At 35.7% G+C, this 15,131-nt stretch carries 15 protein-coding genes; 8 read left to right on the top strand and 7 right to left on the bottom strand.

Features of this window, described 5'->3' with window-relative positions; translation table 11 throughout:
- Nucleotides 1-93 precede the first annotated feature (93 nt).
- Both K350_RS0121050 and K350_RS0121045 read right to left on the bottom strand, forming a co-directional pair.
- Nucleotides 94-549, bottom strand: a complete 456-nt coding sequence (locus K350_RS0121050) for a DUF1801 domain-containing protein (RefSeq protein WP_028981592.1) — start codon at nucleotides 547-549, stop codon at nucleotides 94-96.
- Between the two features lie 270 nt (nucleotides 550-819).
- Nucleotides 820-2,166, bottom strand: coding sequence for an ATP-binding protein (locus K350_RS0121045; RefSeq protein ID WP_028981591.1), 1,347 nt, complete (start codon nucleotides 2,164-2,166; stop codon nucleotides 820-822).
- Between the two features lie 291 nt (nucleotides 2,167-2,457).
- Here K350_RS0121045 and K350_RS0121040 point away from each other — a divergent pair, with 291 nt between their 5' ends.
- The 4 genes from K350_RS0121040 to K350_RS0121025 all read left to right on the top strand — a co-directional run bounded on the left by K350_RS0121040 (nucleotide 2,458) and on the right by K350_RS0121025 (nucleotide 6,356).
- Entirely contained in the window at nucleotides 2,458-3,138 is a 681-nt protein-coding gene (locus K350_RS0121040) for a response regulator transcription factor (RefSeq protein WP_028981590.1), read from the top strand.
- Between the two features lies 1 nt (nucleotide 3,139).
- Entirely contained in the window at nucleotides 3,140-4,516 is a 1,377-nt protein-coding gene (locus K350_RS0121035; protein ID WP_028981589.1) for a sensor histidine kinase, read from the top strand.
- A 199-nt stretch (nucleotides 4,517-4,715) separates the two neighbouring features.
- Nucleotides 4,716-5,426 carry an adenine nucleotide alpha hydrolase family protein gene (locus K350_RS0121030; protein ID WP_028981588.1) on the top strand — a complete coding sequence of 237 codons (711 nt, stop codon included), beginning with the start codon at nucleotides 4,716-4,718 and terminating at the stop codon, nucleotides 5,424-5,426.
- A gap of 21 nt (nucleotides 5,427-5,447) precedes the next feature.
- Nucleotides 5,448-6,356, top strand: coding sequence for a bestrophin family protein (locus K350_RS0121025; RefSeq protein WP_028981587.1), 909 nt, complete (start codon nucleotides 5,448-5,450; stop codon nucleotides 6,354-6,356).
- A gap of 123 nt (nucleotides 6,357-6,479) precedes the next feature.
- Here K350_RS0121025 and K350_RS0121020 read toward each other — a convergent pair whose 3' ends face one another.
- Genes K350_RS0121020 through panB form a run of 3 tightly spaced genes read right to left on the bottom strand, consistent with a single transcriptional unit; the run spans nucleotide 6,480 to nucleotide 8,410 of the window.
- The gene (locus K350_RS0121020; RefSeq protein WP_028981586.1) at nucleotides 6,480-6,785 is read right to left on the bottom strand and encodes a DUF6787 family protein; all 306 of its coding nucleotides are present in this window, start codon (nucleotides 6,783-6,785) and stop codon (nucleotides 6,480-6,482) included.
- Nucleotides 6,786-6,844: 59 nt separating this feature from the next.
- Nucleotides 6,845-7,537: an RluA family pseudouridine synthase gene (locus K350_RS29775; RefSeq protein WP_037576915.1), complete on the bottom strand. Its 693-nt coding sequence runs from the start codon at nucleotides 7,535-7,537 to the stop codon at nucleotides 6,845-6,847.
- 54 nt (nucleotides 7,538-7,591) lie between these two features.
- Nucleotides 7,592-8,410, bottom strand: a complete 819-nt coding sequence (gene panB / locus K350_RS0121010; RefSeq protein WP_028981585.1) for a 3-methyl-2-oxobutanoate hydroxymethyltransferase — start codon at nucleotides 8,408-8,410, stop codon at nucleotides 7,592-7,594.
- A 186-nt stretch (nucleotides 8,411-8,596) separates the two neighbouring features.
- Here panB and K350_RS0121005 point away from each other — a divergent pair, with 186 nt between their 5' ends.
- Complete coding sequence (locus K350_RS0121005) at nucleotides 8,597-9,109, top strand: hypothetical protein (RefSeq protein WP_028981584.1); 513 nt, start codon at nucleotides 8,597-8,599, stop codon at nucleotides 9,107-9,109.
- A 29-nt stretch (nucleotides 9,110-9,138) separates the two neighbouring features.
- Here the strand turns inward: K350_RS0121005 and proS are convergent, their stop codons facing one another.
- Nucleotides 9,139-10,614 (bottom strand): proline--tRNA ligase, encoded by a 1,476-nt coding sequence (gene proS / locus K350_RS0121000; RefSeq protein ID WP_028981583.1) that lies wholly within the window; start codon nucleotides 10,612-10,614, stop codon nucleotides 9,139-9,141.
- A 198-nt stretch (nucleotides 10,615-10,812) separates the two neighbouring features.
- Here proS and K350_RS0120995 point away from each other — a divergent pair, with 198 nt between their 5' ends.
- The 3 genes from K350_RS0120995 to K350_RS0120985 are packed head-to-tail and all read left to right on the top strand — an operon-like array spanning nucleotide 10,813 to nucleotide 14,618.
- Complete coding sequence (locus K350_RS0120995) at nucleotides 10,813-12,132, top strand: hypothetical protein (protein WP_028981582.1); 1,320 nt, start codon at nucleotides 10,813-10,815, stop codon at nucleotides 12,130-12,132.
- A 9-nt stretch (nucleotides 12,133-12,141) separates the two neighbouring features.
- A complete protein-coding gene (locus K350_RS0120990) occupies nucleotides 12,142-13,698 on the top strand; it encodes an OmpP1/FadL family transporter (protein WP_028981581.1) in 1,557 nt (518 codons plus the stop codon).
- Between the two features lie 26 nt (nucleotides 13,699-13,724).
- Entirely contained in the window at nucleotides 13,725-14,618 is an 894-nt protein-coding gene (locus tag K350_RS0120985; protein WP_037576525.1) for a redoxin domain-containing protein, read from the top strand.
- On the opposite strand, the gene K350_RS0120980 is transcribed toward K350_RS0120985, so the two are convergent.
- Entirely contained in the window at nucleotides 14,608-15,123 is a 516-nt protein-coding gene (locus K350_RS0120980; RefSeq protein ID WP_028981579.1) for a shikimate kinase, read from the bottom strand. The genes K350_RS0120985 and K350_RS0120980 overlap by 11 nt on opposite strands.
- Nucleotides 15,124-15,131: the final 8 nt, after the last annotated feature.

The raw sequence follows: 15,131 nt of genomic DNA, 5'->3' as shown, positions 1-15,131 counted from the left end.
TTAACTACCAATTAATAAAATTTTTAAAATATTTTTTCTAAAGTAAAGATGCACTCAACTTATTATATATCCGAATAATTATCCAAAATCCATTTATGACCGAATTAACTTTTGCTTATAAAGATTTATCCATGCCTCTGGAGTCATTTTAGAAACAAGCTCCCCTATTAGCTTAAAGGGTATCTGCTCTATCTTTTTAAACCTGACACAGCTTTTACCCATATCCAGCTTTGTTTTGTTTACTTTTGCATATTCATCAATAAACCATTTCAACAAAGTATCATCTGCATAAATACCCATATGATAGAGAGCTATAAAGTTTTTCTGGGAAGCTATACTGATAAAAGGTAGTGGTAATTTAGGATCACAATGGTATCCCTGTGGAAATAAAGAATGCGGAACTACGTAACCTGGCATCCCATAACTTATTACTTCTTCAAAACCTTTGGGTAGATTATTGACTATAACATCCCTAAGTTCTGTCATTGCTACCTTTCGATCTTCTGGCAATGAATTGAAATAAATTTGTACTCCTTGATCTTTTATCATATGCTTAAGGTGCCGAAAACTATATAGTTCTATGATTTTCTGTTGTTTATTGCAAGATATACTTTTTTCATATCCTGTAGAAACCATCATTAAAATCTGCCAATCTAATATTTGAATGTAATAAGGTCATAACCTCTTTTCTTATCTTAATCACCTTCTCCTATTTGGCTTCAGGGTTGTGGAATTTACAAATGGTTCAAGAGCAATTTATTCAATACTCCTTTGACGATTTAAAGATAAGTTTAAAAGACAATTTATTTCTTATAAATATTAAACACCTGCTTTACCCTCTTTTGCAAATTCTCTGTTTATACCAGTCAGTAAATCTTTAGACATTATTTTATTTGAGCTTCTTGAGACAGCCTTGAGACAGCAATGGCGCAATACATTTGTTACAGATCCTCCGCAAATTTTATAACGTTCTGCAAGATTATTCAGGTCTACACCTTCATCATAAACAAACCCCTCTGGTTTTGTTTTTTCCCACAACAGCAACCGTTCTGAATAGTCAGGCAAGGAAAAGCTCACAATTGATTGAAGTCTTCTATAAAATGCCTGATCAATATTTTTTTTGTAATTGCTGGCTAGTATAACAAGTCCATCATATTGCTCCACACGTTGAAGTAAGTATGCTACCTCTTGATTCGCATATCTGTCATGAGCATCTTTCGTTTCTGATCTTTTACCAAATAATGCATCAGCTTCATCAAAAAAAAGGATCCAATTTTGTCCTTGTGCTCTGCTAAAAATTTTTGAAAGATTTTTTTCTGTCTCTCCTACATACTTTGATACGATCATAGATAGATCTATCTTATAAGTTTCCCTTCCTGTAACTTTTCCGATTAAGGAAGCTGTTAGAGTTTTTCCTGTTCCGGGAGGCCCTGCAAATAATGCCCTATAACCAGGCATTGTCTTTCGGGCATAGTCTTTATTACTTAACAACTGTTTTTCAAAACGAACCCAATCAAGAATATCTTCAACCTGATCCTGTGTTTCCTTATTTAACACCAGATCATTCCATTCCAGTGAAGTTGATATTTTTTCAGCAGGAAAATCAGGTGAATAGTGAGGTTCCAGTGCCTTCCCATTAATCAGACAATCTATGATTTCCTTTGAAGGATTTAGTAACTGGCTTGTGAAAGGCTCATCAGTCTGGGCTGCATAAAGAGAAATAAGGTGAAATGCGCTCAATTTCTCTTCCGGATTAAACAAATACAACCAATCAAGTGCATTTCCCTGTCTACCAGCAAGCAGATAAAGTGCAGTTTGTATTGTAGGTATAAAGCCTCTGTAAGCCTTGCCAAGAGTACCACCTATTTCTGATGGTATCATTTCCAGCTGATTTTTTACGGAAAGAAATCTATTGCTTAATTCCGGCTTTAAAAATGGACTAAGACTCAATACAAGTATCAGCCTTTCTGCCGGTGAAAGATTACATTTTTCAATAATGGAACTATAGATATCTCCTACCAACACTTCGGGAGCCGGGACTAGAGAGAGCAAATCCCCTTCAAAAACCTGGAATGAAATTCTCAGATCAAGAACAGATTCCAGCCAGGAGATATCCATATTTAAAGCTGCATAATTCCGCCGGATAACCTCAGTTTGCGTTGTCATTTTACTGGTATTATTAAGTTCAAGGGAAAGAGTGGGAGACTCTTTTAATGGAATTGATTAAGGTAAAAATAAAACTTATTTAATTATTTCAAACTATCTTAAAAAAGTTTCTGTTTAAAAAACATAGCTCAAAGTTTTTTAAAAATCATTTATAATCAAGATCCTACGGAATCATTTCCGACTTTACATTTTAAGTTTTTGCTCAAAAACTATAAAAAGTCAAAGGAAATTTTCTTCATACTAAAAATTAAAAAAGAACGGTAAGTATATTTGAATTTAGATTTACAAAAAATGAAAATTCTGATCATTGAAGATGAAGTAAATGTCGCTTCTTTTATTATGAGAGGCTTTCAGGAAGAAGGACATTCCGCAAGCATAGCTATGGACGGAGCTACCGGTCTTCAGATGATGACTGATCACGCATTTGACCTGGTTATACTTGATCTTATGCTTCCCGGTATCAATGGGATGGAGGTTTGCAGACGAATAAGAGAGGACAATACCGATGTACCTATCATAATGCTAACAGCACTTGGAACTACTGAAAACGTAGTATCCGGCCTTAATGCAGGCGCTGATGACTATATGATAAAACCATTTAAATTTTCCGAGCTGTTGGCACGAATAGAAGCGATTAAAAGGAGAACCCAGAAAAACAATCCCAAAAACTTCATATTAAAGTTTTCCAATTTGGAAATAAACACCTCCAATAAAACTGTCAAAAGAGGAGATGAAAAAATAACACTCACAGCCACAGAATTTAAACTTCTGGAATATCTCATGATAAACCAGGGAAGAGTATTATCAAGGGTAAGCATACTTGAAAATGTTTGGGATATTAATTTTGACATGAATACTAATGTGGTGGATGTTTACATTAACTATTTAAGAAAAAAAATAGACAAAGGGTTCGAAGAAAAATTGATACACACTGTAGTTGGTATGGGCTATGTTATGAGAAAAGACGACTAAAATGACCATACGTAATAAAGTTATTATTCTTTATATTTCTCTGACAGCAGCAACTTTGCTGTTGTTAAGTATTTTTATATTTTTATTTACATCTCATTTCGCGACCAGAAATTTTTATACAAGACTTAAGGCTAGAGCCTCCATAGCAGCGCACAAGCATATGGAGGAAGATTTAAATGCAAAACCTGTATATGAAGAAGTCCGCAAAAAACACCTTGTACCTTTGACAGGTGAAAAAGAATATTTAATTCGGACAGATACCATTTATTCCAAGGCAAAAAGAAACGTTTTAAGTGCTTTGCCTTCAACCTTTCTGGATGATATTATTAAAACAGGATATGCTGAATATAAAGACGGAGATGACTTTTTTGTTGGAGTTTATTATAAAGACCAATATCCTCATTATGCTGTAATACTTACTGCTATTGACCAGGAAGGAAATGAACTTCTTTCATCTCTGAGAAATTTACTTATTATAGGTTTCATAGCATGTTGTGTAATTATACTCATAGCAGCAATACTATTTTCAAATCAAATATTAAACCCTATAGCCCGAATTGTAAAAGAGGTTGATCAGATCCGTGCATCTAATCTGCACCTTCGCCTTGAGCCAGGAAATGGAAAGGACGAATTGTCTCACCTTGCAAATATCTTTAACAACATGCTTGACAGACTGGAAGCTTCTTTTGAAATGCAGAGCCATTTTGTAAGCAACGCTTCTCATGAATTAAGAACTCCACTTACAACAATATTAGGTGAGTCTGAGATCATCCTGAAAAGGCCCAGAAGTACTGAAGAATATATCCAATCTTTGAATACAATTGCATTGGAAGCAAGTAAACTGGACCAACTCATAACGAGCTTGTTAAAAATGTCTCAACTGGGCTTTGATGGTAAAAAGCTGATCACAGAAAAAGTTCAGATGGACGAGCTTTTACTTGCAGTAAAAGCAGATCTCACAAGAAGAATACCTGACAATCAGGTTAGCCTTGAATTTTCTGAAATGCCTGAAAACATTGAATGGATATCCCTTTCAGTAAATAGAATGTGGATGAAACTCGCAATCATCAACATTATTCACAATGCCATCAAATACTCTGAAAACCAAAAGGTAATTGTAAAACTTTTTGCTAACGAAAAGCTTCTTGAAATAAGCGTTACAGACTCTGGTATCGGAATACCAGCTGAAGATATCACCCATGTATTTGAGCCATTTTATAGGGGAAGCAATACAACAAATTTCGTAGGACATGGCATTGGCCTTCCCCTTTCCCTCAAGATTATCCGTCTGCATCATGGAAAAATTTCTATCAATTCAGAAAAGGATAAAGGAACAACTATTAGTATTTACTTTAATCGAGAAGAACTAAGTGAATAATAATTCAACATTAAACCCATCTAATATTTTTCTAATTTCATTCTAATCTTAACTCCTGTCATTAATAAAAATGTCAGTATATATGGGGAATTGACAGATGATGTGTTAATTTTTTTCCAAAAATTATAATCATATTTTTATAACCGTCTCAGCTCATTTTAATTTCCGCATTCTAATTTTGTAAGGAAACAGAACAGATATGCTAACATTTCTGATTCCAACGGATTTCTCGGAAGAAACATTTATTACAATTAAGAACCTTAAAGCATTGGTTAACTCCAGTTCTTTAAAGATTATTCTATTGTATTCTGTACCACTTCCGAATTCCATCATTGAAACATTATTTCTGCCTAAATACAAAAACTATCCAGGCAGTGACTTTCAAGAGGAATTAGATAAAATCAAGGCAGAAGCAACTGATACAGATATACATATTCACATGCACTGCCAATATGGAATATCTGAAGCTATACTTGAGCATATCATCAGTGAATATGGAATACAATTTTCTGTGATATCGGACAGACAATGCAAGAAGGAACAGGAAGAATTGTTTGATATAATAAAAAAAAGTAATGCTCCGGTACTCCATATTCCACAAGGCTGTAAAATCAATACTAATCCTTCTGTCGGAATTATCATTCCAAAAGGTTATAAAACAATACCAACAGACCTTCAGAACTTATTACCATCACAGCGGCTTTGCATAATTAATGAGTCAGATAGTTTGGTAAACATTAATGATAAATCAATTTCTGTTTCCAAAGCGGTATCAGTGTTAAAAGAAATGCAGATTAATTTATTGATAGAGATGAATGCTAAAAGAAAAAATTCAATGCTCAAAAATAGAACGTCTGCACATTCCAAATTCGAAATAGGTATTCCTCTATTAAGAGTTAATTATAATTAAATGCATGATTAAGATAAACCTATGCTTCTAAAGAAAAATATTCCTATAAAATATGTATTGGGCAAGATCAAATATGAACTTGTCTTTATTGTTATCTACGCAACGATAATTGGTTACCTCGATTCATCATTGCACCTGGAAAACATTTCTGTATCTACCGGTGTACCTACAATTTTAGGTACCATTATTTCTTTACTCCTCGCCTTCCGATCAAACCAGGCATATGACAGATGGTGGGAAGCCAGAGTTATCTGGGGGGCGATCGTTAATGATTCAAGAACGCTTTCCAGACTGATATCTTCTTTTATAAACGATCCTGAGTTTTCAGTTGAAAAACATTCATTCAAAGAAAAGTTTATCAAGCGTCAGATTGCGTGGTGTTACTGCCTTGGAGACTCTTTGCGCAACCAGACAAATCTTAACCGGATAAAACCTTTCCTTTCTGAAAAGGAACTTGAATATGTTTCCAAACATGATAACAAGCCAAATGCACTGCTGTATCTTCATAGTCAGGATGTAAATCGTGCATTGGAAAAAGGTTGGGTCAATGCTTATCAACAGGTAAAAATAGAGCATATTATTACCAATTTATGTGACTCTATGGGTAAATGCGAAAGAATAAAGAATACCATCTTTCCTACTACTTATAGTATGTATATCAACTTTACCCTTTGGATATTCATTATACTGTTTCCATTTGCACTTACCAGCTACTTCGGCTTATTTGAGATTCCTCTAATGATCGCTATTACCGCAGCATTACTTCTTGTGGAAAAAATGGCAATCCACTTACAGGATCCTTTTGAAAACAGACCAACAGATATACCGGTAACAGCTTTGGCTAACACTATTGAAAAAAATCTTATGCAAATACTAAGTGATGATTCTACTACAGCAAAAGCTCATGTAGAATCTTTCTATGTATTATAATCTTGTAAGTGTGGTTATTTCTACTCCGGACTTCAGAGGATCCGAAGCTCCGGAGTAAAATAGCTTTATTGGGGTGTTTAAAATAAAAAAGGGGAATTCTATTCCCCTTTTTTTATAATGATTTTATCGTCTAAATGGCTTTCCAAATCTTCCGAATGTCTTTTTTGTCATTGCCCAAAAGAATGGAAACTGGCCAAAAATAAATCCATATGTTAGTAGAAATACATAGTAAAATGGGAAGATTACAAATAACCAAAGAAGGAATTTTACATAAAAAGGAGTATCACCTACTACTCCCATCAATGGGAATAAAATCTTTCTGATTTCAACTGCAGACATTCCTGTTATTGCAAAAACAATAAAAATAATTGTCATCTGCCAATTGCTTCTTATCCCCCACTTATCTTTCAATCTTAACCAAAAACTCATTCTTTATAAAATTTTTATTAAACCGAAAATTAATTACCAATTATGAACACATTCTGAAGTTATTCAAACATTTTGAACTTTCCCCAAGCTCCCGAACCCGGCAAATCTGCAATTAGTTCAATCGGCTCCTTTTTTACAGGGTGAATAAATTTCAATCTCCTTGCATGAAGGCAAATACTATGATCACCATTCTTTTCAGAAAATCCATACTTCACATCTCCTTTAATCGGACATCCCATAGATGACAGCTGTGACCTTATCTGATGGTGTCTCCCAGTATGAGGATTTACTTCAAGCAAGTACAGCTCACCGGACTTTCCTACCATTTGATAGTCCAGTTCAGCTCGCAGACTATCCTTTATCTGATTGTCATAAGTTCTGGATACGTTAACTTTTCCATCTTTTTTCATCCAGTGAACCAGCTTGCCAGAAAGTTCTGGTGGCTTATTCCCAACAATTGCCCAGTATACTTTTTCAACCTTTCTTTCTCTGAAGATCTCATTCATTCTTTCCAGAGCTTTGGAAGTTTTGGCAATCACAACGAGTCCGCTTACAGGTCTGTCAAGCCTATGAACAACACCGGCAAAAATATTTCCCGGCTTATTGTATTTAACCCTTAAATAATCTTTGATATAATCCGGTAATGCTTTATCTCCTGTCTCATCTCCCTGCACGAGTATGCCGCTTCTTTTATTTACTATGACGAGATGGTTGTCTTCGAAAACAACTTCAAATTTATCTGAGAAATCCACTTTGGTAAGCACTTAAAATCAGGCCGACTTGAATGGCCTGACTGATGGTAAATTTTAATAATATTCTTCTTGTCCGGGAAAGTCTACAGACTTAACATCTTTAATATACTCTTCAACAGCATTGGTAATGATATTATCAAGCTCTGCATATCTTCTCAAAAATCTTGGTTTAAACTCTTTCGTAATACCAAGCATATCATGAGTAACAAGTACTTGTCCGTCAACAAATGGGCCGGCACCTATACCGATTACTGGAATGGTAAGCTCATCGGCAACCGTTTTTGCTAATTCGGCAGGAATCTTTTCTAATACAATAGCAAAGCACCCACAGTCTTCTAAAAGCCTGGCATCTTCAATAAGTTTCTTTGCTTCTGCCTCTTCCCTTGCCCTTACTGTATATGTTCCAAATTTATAAATACTTTGAGGAGTAAGTCCTAGATGTCCCATAACCGGTACACCAGCACTTAATATTCTCAGAATACTTTCTCTTATTTCTATCCCTCCTTCAATCTTCACAGAATGAGCTCCGGATTCTTTCATGATCCTGATGGCCGATCTTAAAGCTTCGGAAGAGTTTCCCTGATAAGACCCAAAAGGAAGATCCACAACAACTAATGCCCTGCTTACCGCTCTTATTACAGAACTCGCATGATAAATCATCTGATCAAGGGTGATTGGCAAGGTAGTTTCGTGACCTGCTATCACATTCGAGGCAGAGTCTCCTACAAGCAGAACATCAACACCTGCTGTGTCCAGAATTTTTGCCATTGAATAATCGTAAGCAGTAAGCATGGAAATCTTCTCTTTACGATTCTTCATTTCCTGTAACTGGTGGGTAGTTACTTTTCTAATTTCTGATTTATGGACAGACATCTTAATTTATAATGTTCTGTAAAAAACGGTTATTTAAAATGATAATTTCCTTAAAGGTATGTAATTAATCCAAATAGGCCAATTTTATTCCCTCCCCTATTATTGAAATCTGTGAGTAACAGGGAGTATTACAGCCTAAATAACTATTCATTTTTAGCCCGGGTTGTATTGATATATGTAAAAAACATGCTAAAAACTATATCAATATTATTAATTCTTTTTTCAATCAACATAATGGATGATGAAGTGGACATTGAAAAAAGAGGTGCTACAAAACGCAAGGAGATTACAGGAGCATTAGCTAGTGCCCTAAAGATGAACAATTTTGATATGCTCACTTCTTATATTCCGGAAGAAAATGAAATTTTATACTTAAAAAATCATGCTTCCCAAAAAGATAAATACATCTATGACCAAATAGATGTAGAAACCTTTAAAAATCAAACAAAAGAAAACTTTGCAACTGTTGAGGAAGCTGGCATAAGTCATCAGCTAAACTGGTCAGAGACAGAACTTGTAGACCAACAGGAGATGAAAAAAAATGAGAATAACTATACTGTATTTATGGCAGTGCAGGACATGAATGGGAAAACAATGAAACTATCCTATGATGCTATTAAAATAAAAGAAAAATGGTTTCTGTTTCAAGGCATTAGAGTAGAACAATGCCTTACAGTAAGGAAAGACTGCCCCAAGTAATATTTTGGGACAGTCTTAAAGTTATATGATTAATATGCTCTGGCAAATACTACCCTCTTCGAACTGGGCTTACCTGTATAAATACATTTACCAACTTCATCTTTAGCATCAAGAGGAATGCACCTGATAGTTGCTTTTGTTTCTTCTTTGATTTTTTCCTCAGTCTCGGAAGTACCATCCCAGTGAGCCAAAATGAAACCGCCTTTTGTATCCAACACTTTTACAAATTCATCAAAAGAATCAACCTTAGTAGTATTCTCTTCCCTGAATTTTAATGCTTTATTAAAAATATTTTGCTGAATATCTGCCAATAAAGACTCTACCTGAGACACGGCTTCCTCTATTTTAAACGATTTTTTCTCTTTTGTGTCTCGACGTGCAATTTCAATCGTTCCATTTTCTAGGTCTCTTGCACCTAGTGCCAAACGAACAGGTACCCCTTTAAGCTCATATTCTGCAAATTTGAAGCCCGGAGTCTGAGTATCTCTGTCATCAAACTTCACAGAAATTCCTTTTGCAAGAAGTTGTTTTCTTATGACCTCAGCTTTTTCTCTTATCAGTTCAAGTTGTTCTTTTCCTTTGAAAATTGGTACAATTACCACTTGAATAGGCGCCAGAGCTGGAGGTAAAACAAGGCCTTCATCATCCGAGTGAGCCATAATAAGCGCTCCCATCAATCGGGTACTCACTCCCCATGAGGTTCCCCAGACAAACTCCAATTGGCCTGCCTGATTTGCAAATTTTACATCAAATGCTTTGGCAAAATTTTGTCCCAGAAAATGGGAAGTTCCCGCCTGTAAAGCTTTTCCGTCCTGCATTAAAGCTTCAATGCAATAAGTATCCTCAGCGCCAGCAAAGCGTTCGTTTGCAGTCTTTTTACCTTTTATAACAGGCATTGCCATAAATTGCTCTGCAAAATGTGCATATACTTCAAGCATTTGCTCAGTCTCTCTGATGGCTTCCTGAGATGTAGAATGGGCAGTGTGACCTTCCTGCCATAAAAACTCTGCTGTACGAAGGAACAAACGAGTTCTCATTTCCCAACGAACCACATTAGCCCACTGATTTACAAGCAGTGGCAGATCTCTATATGACTGAATCCAATTCTTATATGTACTCCAGATTACTGTTTCAGAAGTAGGCCTTACAATAAGTTCTTCTTCAAGCTTTGCTTCCGGATCTACAATTACACCTTTTCCATCTGGAGAATTTTTTAATCTGTAATGCGTTACTACAGCACATTCTTTTGCAAACCCTTCAACATGACTTGCTTCTTTGCTTAAATATGATTTTGGGATAAAAAGAGGGAAATAGGCGTTGGAGTGTCCTGTATCTTTAAACATTTTATCTAAAACCGACTGCATTTTTTCCCAAATGGAAAAACCATAGGGTTTAATAACCATACAACCTCTAACCGCCGAATTTTCAGCCAGATCTGCTCTTTTGACCAGTTCATTATACCATGCTGAATAATCTTCACTTCTTTTTGGCAATCCTTTGCTCATTATTTTTATAGATTTTGGTATACCTTTTGATCTTTAATTTTTGAAGTGGCAAATATACTATAAGACTAGAAAATTGTTTTTAAAAGTTGAATAAAACGGTTTTTCATAGTCCTTTAGCTAAAAATAAATTAATTTGCTTAAAGATAATGGACTAAAGGTTCGTTTCGTTAGTTATTAATACAGATAAATAGTATTACTATGAAATCATTTGGACTCAAAAATTTACTGGTATTGACGGTGTTAGGAATGATGGGAGCTTGTACCAGTAATCAGTTCACATCATCTTCTCCTGAAAATGATGACCTTTATTTTTCTTCCAAGGATAAAAAGAAGGTACAACCTGTTGCCACCAATAACCAGACGTATTCAGGAAATGATATGCCTCAGAATTACAATTCTGAGAATAATCAAAACTATTCAAATAATAATAACCAGTCTTCGACCAACGAATACAGTTATTCTTCAAGTGATAAACCTGTAGACTATTCGAGGTATACTTACAAAAGCAGCACCTCGTCTTCTACAAGTTCTGGAGGTGATACTTATATCACGAACAATAATTATTATGACAACGATGATTACATCTATAACAGTAATTCTTCCAGGAGATATAATTGGGGAATGGGTTATACAACTGGATGGAACCCATATGCTTCCTTTGGGCCTACTTCAAGAGTTACAGTAAGTTTCGGATATAACACAGGTTGGGGCTGGAACAGTTATTATGGCTATAATTCATTTTATCCTGGATATGGTTATGGGTGTGCGAGTCCATATTATTCATATGGAGGCTGGGGCTCCCCTTATTACTATGACTATTATTCGCCTTGGTATTCTTACAATAGTTGGTACTCTCCATACTGGGCTACTACGTGGGGAGGCTATCCTTACTGGGGAGGATATGGTGGATACTATGGCTATCCATATAGCAGTTTTGACAGAGGATATAACTATGGATACACGCAGGGATATAATAATGCAAATGTAAAATCAAGACCTGTTAATAATGGCCCAAGACAGGACAGAACGGCAGGAAGAGTTAATACTCCTCAAAACAATAATGACCCAAGAAATCAAAGGTATTCCAACGGAAATACTCAGGATTCTTATAACAACAGTCAAGGTAGAGTAATCAAAGAAGATGCTAATGGGAGAAAACAAATCTATTATCCCGGAAATAATTCCGGCAGTAATAGCCAGCAATCTACATCGTCTTCGCCTACTACCACTCCTGACAATCGTGCGAACTATCAATCTAACGATCAATATTCTTCACCTTCAAATAATTCCGGAAACTCAGGAGGAGGAAATAATAGTAATAGAAGACAGATTTACAATAATCAGAGGAGCTCTTCCTACGATAATAGCAATAGCAATAATAATCACAATTATAATAATAGCAATAATAGTAATAATCATAACAACTACAGTTCGCCCTCTCCAAGAGGTGGCGGTGGTGGCGGAGGAGGTTCAGCTCCATCCCATAACAGCTCTCCTGCTGGCAGAAGAAGGTTTTAGTATAATACTATGAAAATATCAAAATACATTTTTACAACAGGCTTTTTAAGCCTGTTTTCTATTTCTGCTTTTTCTCAAGGTCCATTTGGTTACTATAACGATGCCGTGAGATTCTCTCAAACCACATTTGGGGGTACTGCACGTTTCCAAGGTATTGCAGGAGCTACAACAGCTCTTGGTGCCGATATGGGAACGCTTAATAGCAACCCTGCAGGTCTGGGATTTTATAGAAAGTCTGATGTTAGCATTTCCCCTGGACTAAACTTTGCAGGAACTCGAACCAACATGCTCAATACCGAAACAAGAGATAATAAAGTTAGCTTTAATATCGCCAATATCGGAATTGTCTTTTCTGGCGCGAAAGATGATATAGTACCAGGAAAATACAGAGGAGGTTCATTTGGTATCAGCATGACCAGAACCAACAACTTTCAAAATCAATTCAGCTATAGTGGTTTTAATAAAGCTAATTCATTCGGCCAATATGTAGCTGAATCAGCCAGAGGATATTCAGTTGGGGAAGTTGCCGATCAAGATCTCAATGCTCTCACAGATATCGTTGGTCTAGCCTACAATGCTTACCTGATTGATCCTATAAATTGTGGAGAAGATGCAGATAAAAATCCAATTCAATGCCCAGGAAATCCATGGCATTCGAATATGAGTGATAACATAGTAAAGCAAAAAGAAATAGTTGCTACCAAAGGAAATCAAAGTCAATGGGACATCGCTTATGGTGGAAATATTGATGATAAAATTTACCTCGGTGCCTCTCTTGGGATTGCTACTATAAAATATGAGTCTAGTAAAGTATTTACAGAAACCAATACCCAGACTAGTGATACTATTGACAGCTATTCTCTACATGATAATTTAACATTAAGGGGTACCGGTATTAATTTCAAAGTAGGAGCAATTATTAAACCTGCTGATTGGATAAGGATAGGACTTACCGGTCAGACTCCGACATATTATTCAATCAGGACTACTTACGAATACAAAATCAAGATGAATCTAAATGCAGATTTTGTTAACGAATTTGGTATTGATGACTCATTTCAATCCTTCTCTACGCTACCAGGGACATATAATTATAATCTGACAACCCCTGCAAGAGCAAAAGCAGGAATTGCCTTATTTGCAGGGAAAGCTGGATTTATTTCCGGAGATGTTGAAGTTGTAGGCTATAGCGGAGCAAGATTAAAAGGAACAGACCCTGCAGAACTGGATGCGGATAATGATGTAATAAAGAACCTTTACAAAACTACATTTAATTTTAACCTTGGCGCAGAAGCCAGACTCGGTGACTACAGGTTAAGAGCCGGATATGCAAGATTAGGTGATCCATATAGACATGGTGTTGTCGATGATCTTGATAGAACCATTAATACCTTTACCTTCGGTGCTGGTTTGAAATCTGAGGGCTTTTATGCTGATATTGCTTTTGTCAATACATTTTACAAAAGTAATTATTACTCTTATCACTTAAACAGTGGCAAAGAGCCGATGGCAATCGTCAACAACAGAAATACTAGTCTTGTAATTACAATAGGCACTAGCTTTTAATTTTATAATATAAAATAAATATCAAGATGAAGAGCAAATGGCTTAAAGCAATCGTTTTATTGGCAATTTTCTCTTCATCTTTCTGTTTTTCTTCCGCCCAACCCAAAGTAGGACAAAAAGCACCCGATTTTGAAATTGAAGATCCTAACGGAAAAACAATTCGTCTGTCAGATCTTTCTGGCAAAGTCGTATTGCTTGACTTTTGGGCATCTTGGTGTATGCCCTGCCGCGAAGCCAATCCAGAAGTAGTTGCTATTTATCAGAAATACCAGGATAAAGGATTTGAAATTTTCAGCGTTTCTCTTGATACAAAAAGAGAAGCATGGCTTAATGCTATAAAAAAAGATCAACTCACATGGCCCAACCATGGAAGTGATTTAAAAGGTTGGGAAAATGAAGTAGCTGAACTTTACGAAGTTTCAGGAATTCCCGCTACATTTTTAATAGATGAAAAGGGCATTGTCATTGGAACTGATCTTGACGAATACGATCTCGACAAAAAACTTAATTTTTTATTCAACGAACAAGTTCAGTTTTATCCTCAGACTGCAGCTGGCAAACTTTTTTTCACTACAAAGGCTAAATATCAAATTGAAGATTTAAAAGGAAATATCTTACTGAAAGGCAAAAGTGAAGAAGTTGATATTACCGGTTTGGCAGCCTCTGAGTATGTTGTCAGATATGAAGATAAATCATCTCGCTTCCTCAAAAAAGTAAGCGATCAGTCACTTGTTACTTTTTATCCGCAAAGGGTAGACGACAAAATCACTTTATCCAAAAACGCTAATTTCGAGATATACAATCAAAGAGGTAAACTGATTAAAAAAGGTTCTGGTGTATATATTATGGTCCAGGATCTGACTCCAGGCAATTATTATCTCAGCCTGGAAGGTACTGTTAATACTTTCTTCAAAAAATAACTTTCTTTTCTTTTAATAATTTTACTACTTCTTCAGGTGAAGTTACTTCGCTTATTTCTAAGTTCGCTTTTTGATAAAAACCTGTTCTCTCTGCACACTTTTGAATCAAAAATGTCAACATATCTTCTCTATTTTTGCCCTTTACCATTGGTCTGCTCTGATCGTTTACTGCATACAATCTTTCAGTAATTATTTCCGGAGAGACGTTTAGATATATACTGAAGCCTATGGATAATATTAAATTCATATTATCATAAAAACATGGCAAGCCTCCTCCAGTTGAAATGACAATATTATCGAGATTAATAAGCTGCTTAAGGGTTGCTTCTTCTAGTTTTCTAAAATGGTCTTCTCCGAACTGATGAAATATTTTATTGATCGTCATTCCTTCTGTTTTGACGATTAATTCATCCGTATCTAAAAATTCAAAATTAAGTAGTTCCGCAAGCTTAACGCCAAGGGTAGATTTCCCCGAACCGGGAAGTCCAATTAAAAAAAGCTTCATGCAGTAAA

The organism is Sporocytophaga myxococcoides DSM 11118, assembly GCF_000426725.1.
Lineage (GTDB): Bacteria > Bacteroidota > Bacteroidia > Cytophagales > Cytophagaceae > Sporocytophaga > Sporocytophaga myxococcoides.
Note: the sequence above shows the minus strand (reverse complement) of the source record. Positions and strands in the feature narration are given on the sequence as shown.